This is a genomic window from Pedobacter faecalis (genome assembly GCF_030182585.1).
Classification (GTDB): Bacteria; Bacteroidota; Bacteroidia; order Sphingobacteriales; family Sphingobacteriaceae; genus Pedobacter; species Pedobacter faecalis.
Genome location: NZ_JARXOW010000001.1, coordinates 2605365 through 2628640, shown reverse-complemented (window position 1 = coordinate 2628640; position 23276 = coordinate 2605365). Strand labels below are relative to the sequence as shown.

Below are 23276 nucleotides of genomic sequence, written 5' to 3'. Positions count from 1 at the left end.
AAAGATTAACAATTTCAAATTATTGTTTAAGGCTATCTTGCAGCCGTAACCAAACTACATGAAGAAATTAACGTTGATGCTCTCAATATGGTGCGTCGCCTTTTGCACATACGGGCAAGGCCCGTATGCTGTAAAGGGCCAAATCACCGACACGGCGGCAACCTACCAGATGGTCAATACGACAATAACGCTCCTCAGGCAAAAAGATTCTACACTGGTCAGATATACACGGGCTGACGATCAAAGCCGGTTCAACATATCAGGGTTGACTTCCGGAAACTACATTCTGCTTGTCACCTATCCTGGCTATGCCGATTACTCTGAAATGTTTCGGCTCGACAGCGCCCAACAGCAAAAAGACTTTGGTAAAATCAATCTTATACTCAAAGCCACCCTCCTTAACGACGTGATTATTAAAGGCAGGGCTGTCGCCATACGTATAAAGGGCGACACTACAGAGTTTAACGCCGGGAGCTATGACATTAGGCCTAACGACAAAGTGGAAGATCTCCTCAGGCAGTTGCCCGGCATTCAGGTCGACAAAGACGGAAAGATCACCGCGCACGGACAAACCGTACAAAAAGTGCTGCTGGACGGCGAAGAATTTTTTGGCGACGACCCTACACTCGTAACCCGGAATATCCGGTCGGATATGATAGACAAAGTACAGCTCTACGATAAAAAGAGCGACCAGGCCACGTTTACCGGAATAGAGGATGGGGAAAAACAGAAAACCATTAACCTAACGTTAAAAGAAGATAAGAAGAAAGGACATTTCGGAACACTTGCAGCAGGAGCCGGGACAGATAATTTCTACGAAGCACAAGGCACTGCAAGCTTTTTTAAACAGAATCAACGCTTTGCAATGATCGCCGGATCGGGCAATACCGGCCAAAACAACATAGGCAACCGCTTTAGCGGTGCAGGAGCTGTGGAAGTCTCCGGCGATGGCGGGATTATGTCTTCCGGCGACGACTTTGAAAACTTCAACGGTGGATACAATGGTCAGGGTATACCAACGAATCATGTTGGCGGGGTCCATTTTGAAAAATCATGGAACGAAAATAAACGCTCGCTCAACAGCAACGCCAAAATAGGCTCTACCGGCTTGAGGGGAAATACCAACACCAGAAGTGTCAACACCCTTCCCACAGGCCTGATCAATACCGTATCCAGTCAGGATTTCGACAACCTGTCACTCAAAGAAAGTATTGATGGACGATATAAACACCAGTTCGACTCGACCTCGACCATAACCGTCACCATATCTGGCGGCATGGCGGATTCTAAAACACGGAATACGTTCAACACGATCAGCAGCCGTGCAGATAATACGCCCATCAACACTGGCTTTCGCAGCCTTGATAACGACGGAGAAGATAAGTCGCTTAATGCTTCGGTATTTTGGGCAAAAAGGCTGAAGAAGAAAGGCCGAACTCTTTCCGTAAATGTAAAGCAATCGCTGTCAGATCATCAGACCGATGGGTATCTGAACAGTAAAAACCAGTTCTTCGATAGCACAGGCGTCCTCAGCAGCGCACAGCAAGTCAATCAGTATAAAAGGAACCTCAACACCCGCTCGGCCTTCAACAGCAATGTCACCTTTACAGAAGCCCTTTCACCAAGCCTGGCCATTGTTGCAAATTATGGCTTTAACATCAACAACAGCAACTCTGACCGGCGATCTTTTAACCAGTCGGACGCCAACCGCTACGACATACTGGATTCCGTATTCAGCAACCATTTCGAATTAAATGAATACGGCAACCAGGGCGGCGCCTCGGTCAGCTATAATAAAGGAAAAAGCGGCCTCACCGCCGGTACACGTATCAGCGCAGTCCGGTTCAACCAACACGACTACTACACAGGAGACACATATAAGCGTGATTTTGTAAACTGGTTTCCTCAGCTCAACTATCAGTACAAAATTTCACAGCAAGGCCGTTTAACACTGAATTACAACGGAAATACTTCCCAGCCCCAACCAGAACAGATCCAACCCTTCCGGGAAAATACCGATCCGCTGAACGTGATCCTGGGCAATCCGGGCTTACGGCCTTCCTTCTCCAACAATGTAATGCTGAGCTATTCATCGTTCAAGATGCTGACCGAACAGTATATTCATGTATATGCTTCTTACAACAATACTTTTAATTCGATAACCAACAACACGGTAACGGATCCTGTATCCGGAGCCAGCACCAACCAGGCCGTGAACATTTCAAATAAAAATCCTAACGGCCTTACCATTCAGGCTGCGCTGAACAGAAAAATCAAGAGCCTGGATGCCATGGGAGGTGTTGAGTTTACCTTTATGAATTTTAACAGTTACGGAATGATTAACAACGTCCTTAACGAAAACAAATTCCTTGATATTTACGGTAATGTTAACCTGGCTAAATACAACAGCCGTTCCTATTCTTTCCGTGCGTCGGTAGGTCCGGCTTACACAGTGCTTTCATCATCTTTAGGCAATACGAGGAGTGCTAACTGGGGCATAGACGCCACCGGAAACTTTTCCGTTAACCTCCCCGGAAAATTCGAAATCAGATCAGACGCAGTTTATGCATATAAAACAAAAACCGAGGCTTTCGACCAGAACCTGAACCGGTTCAACTGGAACGCGAGCATCAGCAAAAAGTTCTTTAAAGCGGAAAATCTAAGGTTTACTGTACGCGGAAACGACCTCCTGAATCAAAACAAAGGGTTCAACCAGTCCATCAACGGAAACCTGATAGTCCAGAACAGGTTCACAAATATCAACCGCTATTTTTTGGGCAGTATAATATGGGACTTTAATAAAATGGGAAGCAATAAGAACTAACCGCATGAGAAAGCACATCACGATATTAATCACATTTTTAATGGGCAGCTTGTCTGCATATTCACAGCAGGCCCGCTTTCCAAAAAGCGGCTCCATTCTTTTCGAGAAAAAGGTCAATATGTATGCGCTTATCCGCAATGCTTCTTCCGCCGCGGGCGGCACCGATCAGCTTAGCGAATACAAACGGAGCAATCCGCAGTTTACTGTATACGAGAGCACTTTACTTTTCTCCGGAAACCGCACGCTATTTACGCCCGGACAAACTACGGCACAACATTACAGTGATTTATCCGGTTCCCAGCCAAACACCATTCTGACCGACCTTGCCGCGGGCAGGTTTACTACCGAGAAGAAAGTTTTCGAACAGACCTTCCTGCTGAAAGATACGGTCAGAAAGATCAACTGGAAACTAACAAGTGAGCGTCGGGAGATCGCCGGTTACGAATGCAGGCGGGCAAATGCTATAATTATGGACTCCATTTATGTCGTAGCATTTTATACCGATCAGATTCCGGTGTCGGGCGGCCCCGAATCCTTTCAGGGTTTGCCAGGTATGATTCTGGGCGTCGCGCTCCCGCACGAACACATCACCTGGTTTGCAAGGTCGGTGACCGACAAGGACATTCAGCCCTCAGCACTTCCGGAGCCTAAAAAGGGAAAACCGGCAGACATTTCGAGTCTGAGCAAAGCACTAAATGAAGTATTCAAAGACTGGGGACAGTATGCGCAGACTATGCTAAAATCTTTTCTGCTATAGCTAAACCGCAGTATCTTAGTTGACCAGTAGCTTATATCCTTTACCGTGAACGTTCAGAATCTCTACCCGCGGATCCTCACGCAGGTACTTTCTGAGCTTGCTTAAGAAAACGTCCATGCTGCGGCCATTAAAATAGTTATCATCGTGCCAAATGCTCAGCAGCGCCTCCTCGCGGGTCAGCACCATATTTCTTTTTAAGCATAGCAGCCTTAACAATTCCGCTTCCTTTGTCGACAACTTCTGCTGCTGCCCTTTGTATCCGATCAGTTGCGATGTGAAGTCAAAGGTGTAGTCTCCTATTTCAAAGAAAGTCTGCTGCACCTGCTCCTCGGGGGCATCCTTCACCGCCACTCGCTTAAGCAGAGCATTGATCCGCAGCAGAAGCTCTTCAATACGGAAGGGCTTAGTAATGTAATCGTCGCCGCCCAGACTATATGCCGAAGTCTTATCCTCCATCATCCCTTTTGCCGTAGCAAAAATGATCGGCACGTTTTCATCTATCTTGCGGATTTCCTTGCCGAGTGTAAACCCATCCTTTTTTGGCATCATTACATCCAGGATACACAAGTCAAACCGATCACGGGTAAAGGCCCGCAACCCCTCTTCACCGTCGGCACACAACACAACATCAAACTTACCTTTTATATCCAGATAGTCCTGCAGCAGCAGTCCCAGATTAGGATCATCCTCTACAAGTAAGATTTTTTTCATGCGTCCTTAGTTTTAGTTATTGGTAAGCTGATTTCAAATAATGATCCTTTATCCTTTTCACTATGCACCTTCACAGCGCCGTTCATCTGCGTAATAATGTCCTGCACATAATTCAACCCCAGGCCAAATCCCTTCACATCATGAAGGTTGCCTGTCGGCACCCGGTAGAACTGATCGAAGATACGTTTGGACTGCTCCCTGGTCATCCCTATACCTTTATCTGCCACCTCAATCACCAGGCTCCTGCTCGTGTTTCTAGTCCGGATACTGATCTGCGGCGCGTCTGCACTATACTTGTTCGCATTATCGATCAGGTTATAGATCACGTTAGAGAAATGAAGCTCATCACCATAAACAACCGGCTGCTCGGCATCAAGCGCCAACTTTACTTCAGCATTGCGCTTTTGCAGCTGCAAACTCATGCTGTCCGTTACCGCCACGATCAGCTCATTGATATTGATCTCGTGATGTTCCAGTTTAATTTCCTTCTTCTCCAGTCTTGCGATACTCAATACCCTTTCAATATGATTACCCAAGCGCACATTTTCATCGTAGATGATGCCGGCCAACCGGTTAATCCGCTTTTTGTCTTCCGCAATTTCCGGGTCTTTAAGCGCTTCACTGGCAATCATGATTGTTGCAACCGGTGTCTTAAATTCATGCGTCATATTGTTGATGAAGTCAGTCTTCATCTCCGATATTTTTTTCTGACGAACGATGGAATACAAGGTATAAGAGAAAATGAATACGAGCACCAGAAGCAAACCGGCTGAAGACGCCATAGTGACACCCATGTTACTCAATATGAGAGAGTTCCTTTTAGGGAAATACACGTAGAGCATCCCAGGATCACCGAAGAGGTCGTTGCTGAACAGGGTAGTCCTATACGTGTCTTTTGGCAAAGCTTCCTGATCTGAATGAGCCGCCTTATGGTATAATACCGTGTCTTTCGTAGCCATCTTTAACCAGAAATCGTACTGCAGATCTACATTACGGTTCGCAAGTTCCTTTTTCAGCAAGGTATCCAACACATCATGCGGAACACGTTGATTCACCGGGATATACTCCTGCTGCATTTCTTTAGCCACATCAGCAATAAGGTTCAGGTTATTGCCTTCCAGTACCACGGTGTCTTCCATCAGTAGTTTCAGACCTTCCTTATACTTTTTTTCCGCGGCCCGGTCTTCCATACTATATCTCAAAGCATCCTCCGGCCTTACCCGCTCCAGCGTAATCACAATTGGATTCAAATTTCTGGGATTAGTAGCCAGGTACCGTATGCTATCTGGAAGCCTCAGCGAAGAACTGGAAAAGGTTGGCTTTCTGGGCATGTTGATGGTCTGATTAATGTTACCTCTCACATTGCCATACTCATCCCAAGCTACATCCACCTGTACCTGTAGCGGCGATTTGCCTTTGTTCTCCGTATTTGATATCGCCTGAAAAACATCTTCACCAATAATGCGGGCATCGAGAAAAGCTGCACGTAACATACTGTCGCGCACATTCAGATCCGCGTAAATCCGCTTCTCGCGCTCCTGCATCCTGCGTTCCTGCTCCTTCTTATAAAGCTCTTTATAATCCACGATTTCCTGAGCGCGATCCCTGAAATCCTTCTCGCGAGCTTCTTTAATCTCATAATCCTTTCTGGTGAGGTGCATGGCTGCATATTTCTTCTGCGCTTTCTGCACAACGGCATTCAGCGCCTCATTCACGCTCTGCTCAAAAAGCTGGGACTTTAGATTATACGCCTCCCTGATGTAATACAATTGCATTACAAAAACCCCGAGCAATGCAACGGTCATGAGCGCTGTAATCAGCCAAAGACTCCTTTTCTTCATATCGATATCTACTCAAAAATAACGAAGCGATGAAAGAAATGGTTTTATTTAACAATATTTAACAGATATATTTATGGCATGTGTAAAAAGTTAATCCTAACCGTATTTGTCCTGCTAACTGCTGCTACGGAGTTATCCTTCGCGCAGCAAAAAGAATCTGAGAAGACCTGGATGCTAACCTATTTTCGTCAGCGCTACCCAACGCGAATAGAAATTGATGCCAAGGGCAAGACAGTAGAAGTTCCTTTGCCAAATCCGATGGCAATAGAGCGGCTGCATATTGCATTGTCGACCGACGGACGCCACTGGAAAGCGCTCAACGACAACAAGCCCGTGTGGGACCAGTTTATGCGCGACCAATATATACACAAGGGGCCCGACGGACTATGGCGGCTGATTGCGACTGGAGGCGGAAGCAACCGTGAAAACAGGCGTGCACTCGGACCAGCCTGCACCTATGCCACGTCGACCGACCTGGTCAACTGGAAACTGGAAGGTTATCTCCATCTGATGAAGGACGTAAGGAACGATACGGGTGCACTTGTGCGGAACATCTGGGCGCCTGAATTTTATTATGACGAAGACACCAAGGAATATACCTTGTTCTGGTCGTCCACATTCGAAGACGCCGGGTGGAAGAAAAGCAGATTATGGTACTGCAAAACGCGCGACTGGAAAACTTTTACTCCGGCAAAAGTGCTTTTTGCTCCACCCTATTCTGTCATCGATGGCACAATGATCAAAGAAAAAGACACCTATTACCTCTTCCATAAAGAAGAAGAATTTGGCGTTAAAACCGGAGAGCGCCGGGGCATCAGAGTGGCCACCTCAAAAAATATTGAAGGCCCTTACAAGATTCATGAAGGCCCGCTTAATAAGGGACAGATTGCGCCAACCATCACCGAGGGACCAAGCGTAATGAAAGATCCGCTGAAAAAAGGATGGCTACTGCTGTACGACTACCCTATGGTAGATAACTACGGCGTGTCCTGGTCGCCCGACCTCTTCAACTGGTCCGTGGTCAAGGAGGCAGCTATGCCCGAAGATGCCCGCCACGGGAGTGTTTCGTTGCTTACGCCGGAAGAGGTGGAGAGGCTTAGGAAAGCTTTTCCATAATGGAGGATTTAAGGCCGGTCTTAACCACCTATGCCTACAACATTACGGGCTCTTTTGAGGATGCGCTTGACATCGTGCAGGATGTCTATGTGAAGTTTATGGAAGCCGATCAGCGGTTGATCACAAACGTCCCGGCCTATCTAAAAAGGATGGTCATCAATACGGCGATCAACTTTAAAAAAAGGCAGGAGAGACTCCTCCGCGACTATCCCGGCGAATGGCTTCCCGAACCGGTCTCAGAAATCGGAGCAGACACAGCGATCAACCGTAGAGAGATATTATCCTACTCCCTTATGGTCTTGCTTGAGCGCTTAAACCCGCAGCAGCGCACCGTGTTTATACTCCGGGAGGCGTTCGACTATGATCATAACGAAATTGCCGATTTGCTGGGCGTCACAGAAGAAAATTCCAGACAGCTCCTGAGTCGTGCCAGAAAGTTAATAAAACAGCCAAGCCCTGCAACCGGAAGCAGAACCTCTTCAGCGTTCCTGCAGCGTTATATTGAGACTCTAGAACGCGTTGACCCGGCACAACTGCTGGATTTGCTTACCGAACAGACTGTCGTGATCGCCGATGGTGGCGGGAAGGCCAGCGCAAGCCTTAACCCTGTACGCGGCCGCGACAATAGTTGTGCCTACCTTAGCGGCATTTACCGTAAGTTCTATCACGACAAGCCGCTGGACTATGGTACTGTCAACCATCAGCCAGCATTGTTTCTTTATGATAACGGAATCCTCACCACCTGTCAGATCTTTACGCTGGATGACACGGGCAAAATAGCAGAAGTGTTTATTGTACGCAACCCTGATAAATTAAAGCATCTGCAAAAAATATGCTGACCTTGTCACGTTTCCGGATTCCCGTTTGTCATTAGGGCAAAAAATAGATTATGGAACGTATATCTTTTAACACCTTGCCCAAAGGTTTCTATGCATCACTGATGCAGGTACAAAACTATGTCGACAAATGTGGCCTCGATTTTAAAATGCTCGAACTGATGCGTATGCGGGTTTCGCAGTTGAACGGCTGCGCCTATTGCCTCGATATGCATTACAAAGAAGCCATACAAGCCGGAGAAGATCCCCTAAGGCTCATTTCCGTTTCCGCATGGCGCGAAACAAATTACTACAGTCCGCAGGAGCAGGCTGTACTTGAGTTTGCCGAACGTCTGACACTGATGCCTCCGGGCGACCATAATGACGACATACATGATAACTTGCGGAGACATTATGAGGAAAGCGAGATAGCCAACATCACCTTGGCTGTGGCACAAATAAACACCTGGAACCGCATCGTCAAATCTTTCGGCCCGGAACCAGGCAAATACCAGGTTCCAGCCCGAGAGGCAACAGCATAGAAAAATAAGCGTTATCTTAGTGGATGCAATTACCACAAATGAAAACGTATATATTTCTGCTGACCGCAATGCTGGGCTACGGCCTGGCGGCGAAGGGGCAGACCAAAAATAAAGCGCCACAGGTAGACTATATCATGATTGACGGCAAAAAGTCGCCAGCTACGGTTTACCTAAATCCTGGCGAGAAGTACCTTATCAAATTATCGGTTTCCGATCCGGAGAAGGACAGCCTTGCTGCCCGTTGGAAATTGTTCTCTGAAGAGGAACTTAGCGCTGCCGACAAAGAAAAAAGAGCGCCGGTTCCCATACCTGATATGGTGACCGGCGCTTTACAAAACATTATGCTTGACGTCCCCATACAAGCGGGGCACTACCGGCTTTTCTTGTATGTAACGGATAGCCACAAGAATGTAGCCAGCCACAGCATGCCCCTGGTGGTACTTAAATGATTATTTTCTTTCAGAAGTCAGTTGTTTAAAAACCTTAATCTCCTTTTCGCTAAAAGGAGTTCCGTCTGTACGGTAAAGATCATGAAACCACAATTCCGGTTCCGGAAAAGGCTCTCCGGGTTTCAGCACTTTTCCCTCGGCCCGCCGCTCATTTAAACTAATGTTCTTGCCATTTTCGCGACGGCTCGTCCACGGCCACACTGTCGCGCTCTTGCCTGACACAAAACCCCAGTTAACCGCGCCGACGTTATGCTTTTTCAAAATCGGCAGGCAGTCTTCAACAGTACTTCCCTGGGTACGGGCCAGCCATTCCGTCATGATAATCGGACGGCCTTCAGTCTGATAGTTTTTAATCACACGCTCCAAAACTTCTGCATTTTCATAGCTGTGCACAGAAAGAACATCAGCGTTAATCCGGTTCATCTTGATGTTCATCTCGCCCAGACTGCCTTTGGCCGTACCGGTTATGGGCTGTGATGGGTTTATCTCCCTGGCCCATTTCCAGGATTCGTACAAGAGTTTATTAGACAGATCGCCAATGCCGGCGGCTTTTTCAGCACCATCCAGATTGTTACCACGTCCCGGTTCGTTGTATAGCTCCCACATGAGCACCCTTTTGTCGTTTTTGAAATGCTTCATTGTCTCCTGAACGTAGCCTTTCAACTGCGCCACCTCATTTGCACTGGCCTTACCTTCCGCAAACCGCACCGCCAAGTCCCTCGCCGGGGAGTTCACCCAACCCGAATTGTGATAACCAATAACCGGCAGCGGCTGCACACCAAGTGCGGGATTCGGAAAATGGCAATCATCAAAAAACACAAAGAATGGCCGTATACCGTATTTCTGCGCAATATTTAGAAATTGATTCATACGGTTGTAAAGCCCCTTTTTATCTGAAGCCCAAACCATATCGTGAAGAAACACGCGCATGGTATTCATACCAATCTGCTGTGCCCAGCCGAATTCTTTCTCTATCGTCTTCGGATCCCAGGTCGAAGCCTGCCACATTTCAATTTGATTAATGGCCGTCGCAGGCAAGTAGTTTGCGCCAACCAGCCAGGGTTGTGCCGCGTACCACTGATTTGCTTTTTCTTTGGTCCATTGTCCCGCTACGGGTTTCAAATAATCTGGCGTCTGCGAACGCGCGCCCATTGTACAAAGCAGCAGCACTGCCAGTAATTTGATCTTAGATTTCATAAGTATATTTCTGTTATTTGTTTAACCGAGGCAGACTGTTCCACCAGGCCATGAGTTCTTTTTTAAGCTTTCCCGCAACTTGGGGCTTCTTTTCGCTAAGGTTAGTGGTTTCATTTTTATCCTGAACAATGTTATACAACTGCAAATCAGAGCCGTCACTATTCATAAGCAGTTTCCACTCCCCTGAACGTACGGCCAGATTCGGACTCCTGTGCGGAGCTTTCGGATACCTGTAGGCAATATCGTTTCGCCCATACTCCCAAAACATAGGCCTGTTGCGGAGCGAGGGCCCTCCGGTAAAAACAGCGCTGCGGTCCAGGCCATCACCGGCATATTTCGCGGGCAGTTTCACACCAGCCATTTTAGCCAGAGAGGGTAACAAATCGATCGCATTAACTTCAGAGCGGTTGTCCGCCCTTCCCGCGGCGATTTTTCCCGGCCAGCTAATAATGAAGGGCATACGTGTGCCCCCCTCATAAAGCGATAATTTAGAGCCCCTCAGACCGCCGTTCCTACTTCCCCGGAAACTGGGCAATGCGCCGTTATCACTCGTGAAGATGATGATCGTATTCTCCAGTTCGCCCATTTCCTTTAAACCGGCCACCAACCGGCCAATTTGTACATCCAACTCTTTAAGCACCAGTTTGAATGGCATCTCATCTTCATGACCCATCGGAAAGTTCCCGGTATAGCTGTCATCCCTGCGTGGCACCCAAGGCGTATGCACATCATCCGGCCAGAGGTTAACGAAGCAGGGCTTACCTTTATTAGATTGCATAAACTTCAAGGTTTGATCGACAAAATACCGGGTTCTGTCCCACCGTTTTATGCTGTCCTTATCCGACCAGATCCAGTTGGTGGCAGTAATCAGCGGGTCGGGATCGGGACTTTCATATGTACTGATGTGCGCATCGAAACCATAGGCTTCAAATCCTGGCGCGTTGCGCACATCCCGGCCGCCGCCCAGATGCCATTTCCCAAAATGGCCAGTAGCGTAACCGGCTGACTGAAACACGCGTCCCATCGATGGCGCTGCCGGGTCAAGGAAATCGGTCTGCTCCGCATCTCTGTTGTGCTTTTTATTGTCCAGATAGGTTGTGAAGTTCCATCTTCCCGGATACATACCCGTGAGCATGCCCGCCCTGGACGGAGAACAAATCGGTGCAGCACTGTAATACTGGGTCAGCTTCAGCCCGTTCTTTGCAAGCGCATCAATATTTGGCGTAGGTACAAAGCTACCTCCAAATGCACCTATATCACTAAAACCCATGTCATCCGTCAGAATAACAATGATGTTTGGCTTCCGCGTTTGCGCATAGCTGGCACAAAAGATCGTCACTAGCACAGCAGCGAGAAAAACGCTGATCAAATTCCGTCTCATTTCTTTTTATTTACGTAAACCCTGTCCACCGCCGCCCCTTCATCACCTTGCTGTTTCATCCAATCATTCAACACGCCGGTAAACTTGCTGATCTGCCTTGCATAAGCAGGATTGCCGGCCAGATTGTTCAGCTCATAAGGGTCCTTTGATGTGTTATAAAATTCCACAGCCGGCCTTTTACTCAACCGGCTCGCTAAAAAACTAGCCGTCTCATCCGTCTTTGCCTTTTCCTGCCAGGAGTTCCACACGCCTAAGTCGCCTGGATTGTTATACCATTTAATGGAGTAAGTATTTTGCGGTGTCAGGTTTAAAATCAACTTATACCGACCATCCCTAACATTTCTGCTTGGATAAGGCGGACCTTCAGGTATGTTATTGTTCATCCCAAAAGCGTACGGCCGCGCCACTTGGGAGGAGCCATTCAGTACTTTTAAAAAGCTCCTACCATCAAGACTGTCTACGGGTCTGCCTCCGGCAATATCGATGATGGTCGGCGTAATATCTTCATACTGCACAATCGCATCGGTTTTCTTTCCGGGCTTTATTACGCCAGGCCAGCGCACAATCATGGAGCTTTTTTGTCCTGCGTCCCAGCAGGTCCATTTGCCGCCGGGAAACTGAGAGCCTTGTTCGCCAAGAAACATAAACACGGTGTTCTTATCCTGTCCGCTTTTCCGGAGGAGTTCCATCACATCACCCACCTGGTTGTCCAGCCTGCGGATTTCAGCCAGATATTTGCGAAACTGTGACCGTGTTTCGCGGGTGTCGACCATATACGGTGGCAACACCAGCTTGTCCGCATCAAATTCAGTAGGGTCGCCCAAATCCCATGGCTTATGTGGGTTTATGCTCATGATAAACAGGCAAAAAGGTTTATCGCCTGTGTTCATATAATTTTCAATCTCAATCAGCGAATACTCATCGGTGCTCGCCACACAGTTCGGCTGAAAGCCTGCTATAATATCGAATGGGAACACCGTTCGCGGCCTGGTACTGTGGTCCTTTCCGGTCAGGGCAACCCTGTAACCTTCCGCACCCAGATAATGCCCGATACTTTTCATACCAGGATGAACGGGCTTATGGTTTTGAAAGGAGCCATGCCTGATCGGGTACAGCCCGGTGAACAGAGAGGCCCGCGTAGGAACACAGGTGGCGTTTGAAGCATAGATGTTATTGAACTGCAGCCCCTCGCCTGCAAGCTGGTCGATATACTTCGTACGGATGTTCTGCCCGCCGTAGCAGCTTAACTGCCGGGTATCCAGATCATCGGCCATAATGATGACCACGTTTGGCCGTTTTTGACTTTTTGATTGTGCAACCGACAGACAGGATGCTGAGATTGTTAAGAGCAGAACTAATAAATATGTAAGGTGCTTCATGGGTATGGATGCGGTCAGTAGCACTATTGCTACTACAAATAAAAACACTATCGAACAGCTATTTTATTCATTGTTTAGCCTATTTATCTCATTATCAACCCCAACCGACTCTCTCAAGATAATCCGTTGTTTCTCAATTTTGATCTGTTCCTTAAGGCGGCAATATACTCAAGTGGCGACTGATTAAAGTGGCGCTGAAAATTCTTACCGAACACCGTCTGCGACTTATAACCCACAATCTCAGCGATTTCAAAAATTTTATGATTGTTTTCGGCCATCAGTTCAACAGCCTTCTTTAAGCGGGCTTGAGTAACGATATCTTTGATCGGTACATTCAGCAAATGCTTTATCTTCCGGTAAAGCGTTGGGCGACTCATATGCATATGCTGCGCAAGGTCATCGATGTCGAAATCACTGTTGCCCAAGTGGCGCTGGATGTATTCGTTAAGCTTTTTCAGAAATTGTGCGTCCGACCTGGACTGCTCTCCAAAACTGATGTGGCTGAAAGGATCATGTACAACGTGATCTCTGATCTTCGACCGGTTTTTTAGCAAGTTAGCAATCTGTACCATTACCAGGTCATGAGAAAAAGGTTTTTCAATGTAAGCATCAGCACCATGCTTAAGTCCCTCAATTTTTGCCGTAATTGTATTCCTTGCTGTGAGCAGAATTACCGGAATGTGGCAGTATTCAACGTTCGACTTGATTTCTGCACATAATTCAAATCCGTCAATGCCCGGCATCATCACGTCGCTGACCACCAGATGAACAGGATATTCCTCCAGAAGCGCCAGCGCCTGATTTCCTCCAGGCGCGGTAAGTACCGTATACTGCTCTGAAAGCACCTCCGAGAGAAATTGCAGTAAATCTGTTTCGTCATCTACAAGCAGAATCGTTTCATTCATATTATCGTGTTTTCAAACGTTCTAAATCAAACTGAATTTTTTGGTGTACAGGCAATGCCAGCTCAAAAATATTTATTTCAGCATTTACAATGAACATCAGATTGCCCTCGTGAAGTTCGGCTAAATATTTCGCGAGGGAAAGCCCTATGCCTGTACCATGAATACTGTTTTCGTTCTTGATCCTGTAAAAGGGCTCAAATATCTTTTGCCCGAACCGTTCCGGGATTACATCACCGTCGTTTTCTATCCGAAACTTGAAAACATCCGTCGTATCATCCGGTGTAAAAAGCCTGATATATATATGTTTTTCGGCATATTTGCCCGCATTCGATATAAGGTTGCTGATAATCTTGGTAAAGGCTTCTTTGTCGACATAGGCTTTTATATGGCGCTCAGGCAGATCCAGTTCGACAACCAGGTTTCTCTCTTTGAGCTGTGAAGAGAACAAATTCACTTGTTCCAACACCAGTTGATTGATATCTGCGGAGACAAAATTCAGGCTGAACTGGTACAATTCCGTTTTCCGGAAATCAAGAAGTTGTGAGGTGAGTGTGATCAGCCTGTTGGTATGTTTCTTCACCAGTTTCAGGTTTCTGCGTACCGTAGGCACGTCTTCAATTTTACTAAGCGCCCAGTCAACCGGCCCTTTTATCAGCGTTAGCGGTGTTTGAATTTCATGGGCAATGCTCGTAAAAAATTCAATTTTAGCCTGATATACTTCTTTTTCCTTCTCGAGTTCGAAAAGCTGCCTTCTTCGGCGGTTTTTGTTCTCGATACTTTTATGATAAAAGTAAACGATCGTATATATGACGGCGCAGACCAGCAGACCATACAATACATAGGCGATGATGCTCTTCCAGAAAGGCGGTGAGATTCTGATCGTCAGAATACGTTCAGGCGTTTCCCAGAGACCGATATTGCTTTTGGCCTGAACAATGAATTTGTAGGTGCCGGGAGACAAGTCCGTGAAGTAGGCCTTCCTGTTGCTGTTCATATAGGTCCAATCTTCGTTTAAGCCCTCCATTTTATATTTATACCGGATTAAACCGGCTGCCGAATAATCCAGGGCAGCAAAGGCAATATCAAAAGTCGACTGATCGTATGTGAGCTCTACCGTATCTGAATAGATTGCTGGCTTCTGAAAATGCTTGTCATGCTGCTCGTCGGCTGCTTTGCCTTCGCCAACATGTAATGAGGTAATGTAAAGCGGCGGAACCGCCGTCTTTACCTTCAGGGAATCCGGGTGAAAGGCAATCATTCCCTGAACCGAACCAAAGTACATCTTGCCTGCTTTATCTTTGTAAGCAGAATTGTAGTTGAACTGATCTGTAAGCAAGCCATTGGATTTTCCGTACACATGAAATTGCCCCGTGTTAAGATCCATGCAGATCAGCCCCTTCAAGCTGCTGATCCAAAGATTCTGTTTCCCGTCTTCTAACACCCGGAAAATATTATTCGTCGGAAAGCCAGACCTAGTTGAGAACCGCCTGAACGTTTTCCGGTCCTTCGACAACCTGATCAGTCCCCCGCCTTCCGTGGAAAGCCAAAGGCTATGTTTCGAGTCTTCATAGATCCCATGAACAATATCGTCGCCGGGTGACAGGTCGCTGTTTTTCTTGAAACTGATATTTCCCCGCTTTCCGCTACGTGGATTATAGTAAAATACGCCGTTCGCATAGCTTCCCGTATAGATGGTGCCTGCATGGTCTTCAGCGATCGCAAAAGCGAAAGACTTATGAGGAATATGTGGAAACTGCCTCAGCCGTTTCTTTGTCCGGTCGTATTCAAACACTCCGGCAGCAGTGGTACCTACCAGTATCCGGCCGGTGGAAGTCTTAAAGATCGACATTACGAAAGCGTTCGAGCTGTTTTCAGGATACTGTACAATGGGATGCCGCTCAACTACCTTTCCCGAATGCCTGTCGAGCACCTCAAGTCCCTGCAAAAACGGGCCAGCATAAATACGGTCATCTACCGCCAGCAGACCATGAATATTCGGATAAGAAAGGTCTGAGGGCAGCTTCCCGTTCGATATATGGGCAAACTCGCCGGTCGCCGGATCAAACCTGTTAATTCCAGCATCCTCCGTCCCGATCCAGATATTATTGTCTTGATCCTCGCAAATTTCACGTATGGCATTTCCGGAGATCGAGTTAGCTGAACTCAGCGGAAAGAACTTTTCGAATGCATTGTTTTCTTTCGACAAATAGTTCAATCCTCCGAAAAAAGTCCCTGCCCATATTCCCTTTCTCCGGTCCTGGAAAAGCGTGTAGACCGCATTATCACTGAGTGAATACCGGTCACCTGCTCGCTTGCGGATATTTGTATGCGTTTGGTTCAGGGCGTCATAAATAAATATCCCCGACTCGGTTGCCAGCCAGTATTTTCCGTCAGACATCACCTTGATATCCCTTACATAAACATGTGTACCATCCGGATTTTTTGTCAGCAAGGGCTGGATTTTCTCTGATTTTGCATTATAACGAAAGAAGCCCCGTCTCGTGCCGATCAGCAGGCCCTCTTTTACGGGAAGAATGCGTGTGACAGGTGTTGAAGCGAGTGGATCTCCGGGCGCTTCGATATCCGTTCGGAAAAGCTTTGATCCGCTAATGCGAAGCGTTTTTAGTTTACCTTTCGCCGTACCGAGCCACAAAACGTCGCGCTCGTCGAAACCAAATGCCGATGCAAGCACGCCCGTGTTGATGTCCTTTTTTGTGCGGTATCTATAAGAATGTATCCTGCCGCCGGCTACCATCCAAATATTATCCGCACTGTCAGACTGTATATTGGTAATGGTAATCGCCCGAAAAGCCGCCCGCTCAATCTTTTCATTAAGCGGATCGAATATGAAAAGGCCCGCTAATGTGCCGATCCATAACCTGCCTGAGCGGTCTTCGTGTAAAGCGCTGATCGAGTTCGCGCCCGACCGCTCATCAGGCATAACGAAATTCCTGAAAGCAATACCGTCGAACCTACTCAGTCCACCCTTAGTGCCAACCCAGATAAAACCCTTACGATCCTGTGTAATTGCGGTAACGGAATTGTGCTGCAGCCCTTCATCGGCCTGAAGCCGCTCGAAATAATGATATTGGGCATGGCCAAAGCCCGAAAGACAAACAAGGCATAAAACAACAAAAGCCCGCTTAATTATATTCCCGCTACAGGTTAGCATGCTAAATTTGGTCATATTGGTTTAGGATGCGGGCGGAACGACTTACACCTGTTTCAAACTTACATAATATTTACGGTCAAACACCCAGACACGACAAGCATCCGGAGCCTCCCGGTACGCGAATGAGACAAAACAACGAATCATTGACCGGAAACATCGAAAAGAAAAAGCCGCCTCTGTTCAAAGGCGGCTTCGGTGGTTAATTTGTTTATTTAAAAAAGATCTTTATCGCTTAGAATGGCAGGTCGTCATCTTCGCCCGGTGCACTGTTCAGATCTGCAGGGGGCGCATACTGCGGTGCAGGTGCTGCGGCAGCAGTATTGGTCAATGTGTTAATACGCCATACTACCAAACTGTTAAAGTACGAAGTCTTGCCTGTTTTATCAGTCCACGGACGTCCGCGAAGGTTAAAGGAAACTTCAACATCATCCCCTGGCTTTAAGCTGTCAAACAATGCTGTTTTATCTTGCAACGCCTCGAACCTGATATATTCAGGATAAGTCGGGTTCTCTGCGTATTCAACAATCAGATCACGCTTTTTAAAGGTCTCACTCACCTGCTGCAGCGCACCAATTTCGTGCACTTTTCCTTTTATTTCCATATCGAGTACTATTTTTATTCTTATCCGAAAGTCAAATCTCTATATTTTTATTGATAACTTTGTAGAATAAATTATGCAAGTTTTCCACACGAAAAGCAAGGTCATCATCACTTGCAACAAGCGCCTTTCCCCATATCTGATTGAAGAGGTTAAAGAACTCGGTTTCACGATTGTGCGCGATTTCCCTACCGGATTAGAGTTAAACATAACCCTTACGGATTGTATAAAACTTAATCTGAACCTGCGCTGTGCCAGCCAGATCCTTTACCAGTTGAAACATTTCACGGCCCGCAACCCGGAAGAGCTTTATTCGGAGCTAAGGGGATTGGCATGGGAGGAACTTATTGACTTTACCGGATATTTCTCGGTGACCTCCAACGTGGATAACCCAACCATCACAACGCCCTTGTTTGCCAACCTGAAAGTTAAGGATGCCATTGTGGACCGCATTAAAGATAAAAAGGGCGTACGCCCCAACTCTGGCGCTGATGCCAATAAAACCGTGGTACACCTGTACTGGAAAGACAGTGAGGCAGATATTTTCCTCGACACATCCGGCGAAACCCTGGCCAAACACGGATACCGTAAAATCCCGGGAAAGGCACCGATGCTTGAGGCACTTGCTGCAGCTGCAGTTCTGAGCACAAAATGGGACAGAAAATCGCCTTTTGTGAACCCGATGTGCGGTTCAGGCACACTGGCTATTGAAGCTGCCCTGATTGCAACGAACCGACGTCCGGGCCTCTATCGCATGAATTATGGCTTTATGCACATAATCGGATACGACGAGCAGGTATTCTTCGCCGAACGAAGAATACTAAAAGATCAGATCGTTAAAAACCCGGATATCCATATTGTGGCCAGTGATATCTCGGAAGACGCCGTTGAAGTGAGCCGTAAGAATGCAAAGACCGCAGGTGTCGACGGACTGATTCAATTTGAGGTGTGCGACTTTGAGGAGACCCCGGTACCGGAAACCGGTGCCGGAGTGGTTGTATTTAACCCTGAATACGGCGAGCGCCTGGGCGTGCATTCTAAACTGGAGCTCACTTACAAGCGCATGGGCGATTTTATGAAGCAGAAATGCAAAGGTTATTTTGGTTACATCTTTACAGGAAATCCCGACCTGGCTAAGAAGATCGGCTTAAAGGCGGAACGAAAGGTAGAGTTTTACAATGGTAAACTTGATTGCCGTATGTTGGAGTATGAGTTATACGACGGATCAAGAAGACTGAACACTGACACGGTAGCCACCTAGTAGGTAGTGAGTCCGCAGTGAGTCCGCCATGAGTCCGGGGTGAGTCCGCCTTTTCCCAGAAAAAAGGCGGACTCATGGCTTAGACAACGGCGCCATAAGGCAGACTCACCTGAAACTAAAATACCTCTCATTAAATCTGCATGCCTTTTTTTTTCGTTCTTATGCTTAAGAACATTTATTTGTATGAAAGACCTTATCCGGGAGATGACCAAAAATGTGGCCACGAATATCAGAAAAGTTCGTGAGCACAAGCATTATACACAGGATTACCTTGCTACGAAGCTTGGCATCTCGCAAAACGCATATAGTAAGATCGAATTAGGATACAGCAAAATATCTATAGACCGGCTTTTTAATATTGCTATCTTGCTCGAAGTTGAGGCTACTGTTCTTTTAACCACGGAAGCAAAGGACATCATCCAGCGTATTTCCAGGAAAAAGTAGCGCAACTAGACAGTTTTATGGGGCAAATTATCGCGAACACAATTTCCTACGTAAAAAAGCAATTGGCTGACGCCGAGGCAGGGCACGATTGGCTGCATATTGAGCGGGTTTACCGCAACGCGTTAAACATCAATTCCACCGAAAAGGGCGACCCCGTGGTCGTCGCGCTTGCAGCCTTACTGCACGACATTGCGGACAGTAAGTTCTATAATGGCGACGAAGAACTGGGTCCCGACATGGCGCGCAATTTTCTCGTGTCGCAGCAAGTCAGTCCGCAGGTCATCGAACACGTTGTTCTGATCATTCGAAATTTGAGCTTCAAAGCAAGCCTTGGCGGCGTTACGTTTCAATCCAGGGAACTGGATATCGTGCAGGATGCTGACCGCCTGGATGCCATTGGTGCCATAGGGGTTGCCCGGGCCTTCACGTATGGCGGTTTTACAAGCCGGGTGATGTATGATCCGGACGTAATGCCGAACCTTCACATGAGCAAACAAGAATATAAAGCGGCGAAGGGGCCTACCATCAATCATTTCTATGAAAAGCTTCTGCTGTTGAAGGATTTGATGAGAACTTCTGCCGGCAAGGCAATGGCAGCAGAAAGACACGAATTTATGCTCAGATTCCTGGAGCAGTTCGGGAAAGAAGCCGGTCTGCCCAAATAAACTAGTAATCCCAGGAATAATCAGCTAACCATATTAGCATTTTTGCTATATTTGTTAGCTAAACACCTGGCTATGGACTTCGACCGGATCAATCAGAAATTAGACATCCTTGCAGATGCTGCTAAGTATGACGTCTCGTGCTCATCGAGCGGCGGGACTCGAAAGAATGACAATAAGGGTTTGGGCAACAGTCACGCTTCTGGCATATGCCATACCTACACGGAAGACGGGCGCTGTGTTTCCCTGCTCAAGATATTGCTCACCAATCACTGTATCTTTGATTGCGCCTATTGCGTGTCGCGAAAGAGCAACGACATACAACGGGCTGCGTTTACGGTAGAGGAAGTGGTATCGCTGACCATTAACTTCTACCGGAGAAACTATATCGAGGGCCTTTTTCTGAGTTCGGGAATTTTCAAAAATGCCGATTTTACCATGGAGAGGTTATTAAGGGTGGTCAAGAAACTGAGGCTGGAGGAAGGGTTTAATGGTTACATCCATCTGAAGACAATTCCGGGTGCTAGTGATGAGTTGATCAGGGAAGCAGGGCTGTATGCCGACCGGATGAGTATAAACCTGGAGATGCCTACGGAAACCGGCTTAAAACTTCTGGCGCCGGATAAAAGTCATGCCGACGTGATTAAGCCGCTCGGCCTGGTGCAAAAGCAGATCGTTCAATATGGCGAAGAGAAGAAACTGATTAAAAGTGTGCCCAAATTTGTGCCTGCCGGCCAAAGCACACAAATTGTGGTAGGCGCTACGCCGGAAACCGATAAAGACATTATGCATACCGCAGCGGCTTACTATCGGGAGTTCTCTTTAAAAAGGGTTTACTACTCGGGCTATATCCCGATCAGTTATGACAGCAGACTGCCGGTCATTGGCACTCAGCCACCGCTGACCAGGGAAAACAGGTTGTATCAGACCGACTGGCTGCTGAGGTTTTATGGATTTCACGTAAATGAGTTGCTAAATGACCAAAATCCGCACCTCGATATCGACATTGACCCTAAATTGAGCTGGGCGCTTAGAAACCTGCAGTGCTTTCCGGTAGATCTGAATACGGCAGCTTATCAAATGATTTTGAGGGTTCCGGGCATCGGCGTTGATTCTGCAAAAAAAATCGTGGCTGCCCGTCAGTTTGGGAAGCTTCGAATAGATCAGATCAAAAAGATCGGTGTTGCGTATAATCGCGCCCGCTACTTTATCCGGTGCGCAGACTCCCCCTACCAGATGAAGGAATATCAGCACACGCAGATCAAATCTTTTATTCTGGCTGAAAGCGAAAGCAAATACCTGAAGGTAGCTCAAAACCAAATGACTTTGTTTTAGAGGATGAGGCACGCCACCTGCATATTCATTATTGACGGAGGCCTTGAAAGCTTGCTTTGCGCCGTGTTTGAATGGTTTGAGCGCAAGCCTGGCAAGGTGATGCTCAAACTGGCCGACCGCTACCAGCCCGATGCGTTCGGACAGGTCTTTACGATACACCGGGACGAAAAAAAGGCTGGACGTGTTTGGGCAGGCTTACAGCGCAAACTTTCTCCGGCATGGCGCCGTAAGTTTTATGCGGCCTTCCTTTCGGAGCTCCCCGAAATGTACCAGGCGCTTTTTGACTTCGCCTGTACTATCTTTCAGTCGCCGGAAGCTGCGGAGAACAACTATGGGGATCCGAATGTGCTCAGCGTTTCCAAGACAGCGAAGATGGTGGAACGCGAAAAGCATAGAATGGAGGCATTTATCCGCTTCCAGCACTCGGCCGACGGCCTTTACTACTGTGGCATTGAGCCGGATTTTAATGTTATTCCGCTGATCGTAAAGCATTTCAGGGATCGGTATGCAGACCAGCGCTGGCTGATTTACGATCTTAAACGGCATTATGGCGTATGGTGTGAAGATGGCCGCCCTGAGCAGGTTAGCTTCGAAAGAGAGATGTATGACCGGATGACCAGACCAGGCGAAGCCCGGCTTTCCCTGACAGAAACCGCTTATGCCGGTTTGTGGAAAGGTTATTTTAACAGCACCAATATTCCTGCCAGAAAGAACACAAAACTGCATCTCAGACATGTCCCCAAACGGTATTGGAAATATCTTACAGAAAAGCAGTGATTATTGGTTTTAACTTGTAAATTGCTTACCCATAAGGACATTAAGATCATGAAATTAAGCATACTGGTTCTCATTACTGCGCTCGCTGTGGGCATATCAATTGGCTTGGTCAATTTCTACTTTCAACATAGTCTGTATTATATGCTGGTGTCTTTCGGCGCTTCTTTCCTTACAAGCTTTGTGGTGTTTTACTATCTTCTCGAGAAGTACATTTACTCTAAGATTGTCCTTATATATAAGTTGATCCACAACCTCAAACTGGGGAAAGACCTCAAGGACGCACTTGGCGAATATGTGAGCGCAGACCCGATTAACGATGTACAAGAGGAGGTAAAGGAGTGGGCAGGCGCAAAAAAAAGAGAGATTGACCTGCTTAAAAAACAGGAGCAATTTCGCAGGGAATTCCTTTCTAATGTTTCCCATGAATTTAAGACCCCGTTATTTGCGATACAGGGCTATATTGATACACTTCAGGACTGCATTCATGATGATCCGGAAATGGCCGAGGGTTTTTTGAAGAAAGCAGCCAACAATGTGGAGCGACTGAGCTATCTTATCAATGATCTGGATTCGATATCGAAACTTGAAACCGGCGAGATACCCATAAATTACGAGAAGTTTGATTTTGTGATTCTGGCTAAGGAGGTAATGGAAAGCCTGGAAGATAAAGCTGCGACCAAGGGCATAAAGCTCTTCTTTAAGGAAAAATACACGAACCCCGCTTATGTTCGGGCCGACCGCGAAAAGATCAGACAGGTGATGATAAACCTGCTGGACAACTCCTTAAAGTATGGTCGCCCGGAAGGATCTACGGCCATCAAGATCTTTGAATTGCACGACCAGTACCTGATTGAAGTTACGGATGACGGCATGGGCATAGACGAAAAGCATCTGCCACGGTTGTTTGAGCGGTTTTACCGGATAGATACCCATCGCTCAAGAGAAGAAGGCGGTACAGGTTTGGGGCTTGCCATTGTAAAACACATTCTGGAGGCCCATCAGCAGATTATCTCTGTGCGCAGTACCTTGCAGATAGGCACTACGTTTGCCTTTACACTGGAAAAAACCGGTTAGTGAGGGCCGGAGCAGAAAAACACAACAGTTAACATT

20 protein-coding genes are annotated in these 23276 nt (G+C 47.1%); 12 read left to right on the top strand and 8 right to left on the bottom strand.

The window, feature by feature from the left end; all coding sequences use genetic code 11:
* Positions 1–58: 58 nt before the first annotated feature.
* Positions 59–2824 (top strand): outer membrane beta-barrel family protein, encoded by a 2766-nt coding sequence (locus QEP07_RS11925; protein WP_285010331.1) that lies wholly within the window; start codon positions 59–61, stop codon positions 2822–2824.
* A 4-nt stretch (positions 2825–2828) separates the two neighbouring features.
* Positions 2829–3581 carry a GLPGLI family protein gene (locus QEP07_RS11920; protein WP_256002247.1) on the top strand — a complete coding sequence of 251 codons (753 nt, stop codon included), beginning with the start codon at positions 2829–2831 and terminating at the stop codon, positions 3579–3581.
* A 15-nt stretch (positions 3582–3596) separates the two neighbouring features.
* Here QEP07_RS11920 and QEP07_RS11915 read toward each other — a convergent pair whose 3' ends face one another.
* Positions 3597–4292 (bottom strand): response regulator transcription factor, encoded by a 696-nt coding sequence (locus QEP07_RS11915; protein WP_256002249.1) that lies wholly within the window; start codon positions 4290–4292, stop codon positions 3597–3599.
* Positions 4289–6133, bottom strand: coding sequence for a sensor histidine kinase (locus QEP07_RS11910; RefSeq protein WP_285010330.1), 1845 nt, complete (start codon positions 6131–6133; stop codon positions 4289–4291). The genes QEP07_RS11915 and QEP07_RS11910 overlap by 4 nt, the downstream gene beginning before the upstream one ends.
* Positions 6134–6211: 78 nt before the next feature.
* Here QEP07_RS11910 and QEP07_RS11905 point away from each other — a divergent pair, with 78 nt between their 5' ends.
* Genes QEP07_RS11905 through QEP07_RS11890 form a run of 4 tightly spaced genes read left to right on the top strand, consistent with a single transcriptional unit; the run spans position 6212 to position 9055 of the window.
* Positions 6212–7249 (top strand): glycoside hydrolase family 43 protein, encoded by a 1038-nt coding sequence (locus QEP07_RS11905; RefSeq protein ID WP_285010329.1) that lies wholly within the window; start codon positions 6212–6214, stop codon positions 7247–7249.
* On the top strand, positions 7249–8088 hold the full coding sequence (locus tag QEP07_RS11900; protein WP_285010327.1) for a sigma-70 family RNA polymerase sigma factor: 840 nt from the start codon (positions 7249–7251) through the stop codon (positions 8086–8088). The genes QEP07_RS11905 and QEP07_RS11900 overlap by 1 nt, the downstream gene beginning before the upstream one ends.
* A gap of 50 nt (positions 8089–8138) precedes the next feature.
* Complete coding sequence (locus QEP07_RS11895) at positions 8139–8606, top strand: carboxymuconolactone decarboxylase family protein (RefSeq protein WP_285010325.1); 468 nt, start codon at positions 8139–8141, stop codon at positions 8604–8606.
* 38 nt (positions 8607–8644) lie between these two features.
* Positions 8645–9055 carry a hypothetical protein gene (locus QEP07_RS11890; protein ID WP_285010323.1) on the top strand — a complete coding sequence of 137 codons (411 nt, stop codon included), beginning with the start codon at positions 8645–8647 and terminating at the stop codon, positions 9053–9055.
* On the opposite strand, the gene QEP07_RS11885 is transcribed toward QEP07_RS11890, so the two are convergent.
* From QEP07_RS11885 to QEP07_RS11860, 6 genes are all read right to left on the bottom strand, one after another.
* Positions 9056–10252, bottom strand: coding sequence for a cellulase family glycosylhydrolase (locus QEP07_RS11885; protein WP_285010321.1), 1197 nt, complete (start codon positions 10250–10252; stop codon positions 9056–9058).
* Between the two features lie 13 nt (positions 10253–10265).
* A complete protein-coding gene (locus QEP07_RS11880) occupies positions 10266–11633 on the bottom strand; it encodes a sulfatase-like hydrolase/transferase (RefSeq protein ID WP_285010319.1) in 1368 nt (455 codons plus the stop codon).
* Positions 11630–13012: a sulfatase family protein gene (locus tag QEP07_RS11875; protein WP_285010317.1), complete on the bottom strand. Its 1383-nt coding sequence runs from the start codon at positions 13010–13012 to the stop codon at positions 11630–11632. Before QEP07_RS11875 ends, QEP07_RS11880 begins: the two co-directional genes overlap by 4 nt.
* Positions 13013–13125: 113 nt before the next feature.
* Positions 13126–13917 (bottom strand): response regulator transcription factor, encoded by a 792-nt coding sequence (locus QEP07_RS11870; protein ID WP_285010315.1) that lies wholly within the window; start codon positions 13915–13917, stop codon positions 13126–13128.
* A gap of 1 nt (position 13918) precedes the next feature.
* Positions 13919–17104: a ligand-binding sensor domain-containing protein gene (locus tag QEP07_RS11865; protein ID WP_285010314.1), complete on the bottom strand. Its 3186-nt coding sequence runs from the start codon at positions 17102–17104 to the stop codon at positions 13919–13921.
* Between the two features lie 217 nt (positions 17105–17321).
* A complete protein-coding gene (locus tag QEP07_RS11860; RefSeq protein WP_256002283.1) occupies positions 17322–17690 on the bottom strand; it encodes a DUF3127 domain-containing protein in 369 nt (122 codons plus the stop codon).
* Between the two features lie 73 nt (positions 17691–17763).
* Here QEP07_RS11860 and QEP07_RS11855 point away from each other — a divergent pair, with 73 nt between their 5' ends.
* The 6 genes from QEP07_RS11855 (at position 17764) to QEP07_RS11830 (ending at position 23240) form a co-directional block, all read left to right on the top strand.
* Complete coding sequence (locus QEP07_RS11855; protein WP_285010312.1) at positions 17764–18948, top strand: THUMP domain-containing class I SAM-dependent RNA methyltransferase; 1185 nt, start codon at positions 17764–17766, stop codon at positions 18946–18948.
* Between the two features lie 183 nt (positions 18949–19131).
* On the top strand, positions 19132–19392 hold the full coding sequence (locus QEP07_RS11850; protein WP_285010310.1) for a helix-turn-helix domain-containing protein: 261 nt from the start codon (positions 19132–19134) through the stop codon (positions 19390–19392).
* A 17-nt stretch (positions 19393–19409) separates the two neighbouring features.
* Positions 19410–20057, top strand: coding sequence for an HD domain-containing protein (locus QEP07_RS11845; protein WP_285010309.1), 648 nt, complete (start codon positions 19410–19412; stop codon positions 20055–20057).
* 72 nt (positions 20058–20129) lie between these two features.
* Positions 20130–21389 carry a putative DNA modification/repair radical SAM protein gene (locus tag QEP07_RS11840; protein ID WP_285010749.1) on the top strand — a complete coding sequence of 420 codons (1260 nt, stop codon included), beginning with the start codon at positions 20130–20132 and terminating at the stop codon, positions 21387–21389.
* Between the two features lie 3 nt (positions 21390–21392).
* A complete protein-coding gene (locus tag QEP07_RS11835; protein ID WP_285010308.1) occupies positions 21393–22166 on the top strand; it encodes a TIGR03915 family putative DNA repair protein in 774 nt (257 codons plus the stop codon).
* Between the two features lie 48 nt (positions 22167–22214).
* The gene (locus QEP07_RS11830) at positions 22215–23240 is read left to right on the top strand and encodes a sensor histidine kinase (RefSeq protein WP_285010307.1); all 1026 of its coding nucleotides are present in this window, start codon (positions 22215–22217) and stop codon (positions 23238–23240) included.
* Positions 23241–23276: the final 36 nt, after the last annotated feature.

What these genes read in the sequence shown, in the direction of transcription:
- QEP07_RS11925 (WP_285010331.1), top strand. Translation starts at nt 59, where the DNA reads ATGAAGAAATTAACGTTGATGCTCTCAATATGGTGCGTCGCCTTTTGC.
- QEP07_RS11920 (WP_256002247.1), top strand. Translation starts at nt 2,829, where the DNA reads ATGAGAAAGCACATCACGATATTAATCACATTTTTAATGGGCAGCTTG.
- QEP07_RS11915 (WP_256002249.1), bottom strand. Translation starts at nt 4,292, where the DNA reads ATGAAAAAAATCTTACTTGTAGAGGATGATCCTAATCTGGGACTGCTG.
- QEP07_RS11910 (WP_285010330.1), bottom strand. Translation starts at nt 6,133, where the DNA reads ATGAAGAAAAGGAGTCTTTGGCTGATTACAGCGCTCATGACCGTTGCA.
- QEP07_RS11905 (WP_285010329.1), top strand. Translation starts at nt 6,212, where the DNA reads ATGTGTAAAAAGTTAATCCTAACCGTATTTGTCCTGCTAACTGCTGCT.
- QEP07_RS11900 (WP_285010327.1), top strand. Translation starts at nt 7,249, where the DNA reads ATGGAGGATTTAAGGCCGGTCTTAACCACCTATGCCTACAACATTACG.
- QEP07_RS11895 (WP_285010325.1), top strand. Translation starts at nt 8,139, where the DNA reads ATGGAACGTATATCTTTTAACACCTTGCCCAAAGGTTTCTATGCATCA.
- QEP07_RS11890 (WP_285010323.1), top strand. Translation starts at nt 8,645, where the DNA reads ATGAAAACGTATATATTTCTGCTGACCGCAATGCTGGGCTACGGCCTG.
- QEP07_RS11885 (WP_285010321.1), bottom strand. Translation starts at nt 10,252, where the DNA reads ATGAAATCTAAGATCAAATTACTGGCAGTGCTGCTGCTTTGTACAATG.
- QEP07_RS11880 (WP_285010319.1), bottom strand. Translation starts at nt 11,633, where the DNA reads ATGAGACGGAATTTGATCAGCGTTTTTCTCGCTGCTGTGCTAGTGACG.
- QEP07_RS11875 (WP_285010317.1), bottom strand. Translation starts at nt 13,012, where the DNA reads ATGAAGCACCTTACATATTTATTAGTTCTGCTCTTAACAATCTCAGCA.
- QEP07_RS11870 (WP_285010315.1), bottom strand. Translation starts at nt 13,917, where the DNA reads ATGAATGAAACGATTCTGCTTGTAGATGACGAAACAGATTTACTGCAA.
- QEP07_RS11865 (WP_285010314.1), bottom strand. Translation starts at nt 17,104, where the DNA reads ATGACCAAATTTAGCATGCTAACCTGTAGCGGGAATATAATTAAGCGG.
- QEP07_RS11860 (WP_256002283.1), bottom strand. Translation starts at nt 17,690, where the DNA reads ATGGAAATAAAAGGAAAAGTGCACGAAATTGGTGCGCTGCAGCAGGTG.
- QEP07_RS11855 (WP_285010312.1), top strand. Translation starts at nt 17,764, where the DNA reads ATGCAAGTTTTCCACACGAAAAGCAAGGTCATCATCACTTGCAACAAG.
- QEP07_RS11850 (WP_285010310.1), top strand. Translation starts at nt 19,132, where the DNA reads ATGAAAGACCTTATCCGGGAGATGACCAAAAATGTGGCCACGAATATC.
- QEP07_RS11845 (WP_285010309.1), top strand. Translation starts at nt 19,410, where the DNA reads ATGGGGCAAATTATCGCGAACACAATTTCCTACGTAAAAAAGCAATTG.
- QEP07_RS11840 (WP_285010749.1), top strand. Translation starts at nt 20,130, where the DNA reads ATGGACTTCGACCGGATCAATCAGAAATTAGACATCCTTGCAGATGCT.
- QEP07_RS11835 (WP_285010308.1), top strand. Translation starts at nt 21,393, where the DNA reads ATGAGGCACGCCACCTGCATATTCATTATTGACGGAGGCCTTGAAAGC.
- QEP07_RS11830 (WP_285010307.1), top strand. Translation starts at nt 22,215, where the DNA reads ATGAAATTAAGCATACTGGTTCTCATTACTGCGCTCGCTGTGGGCATA.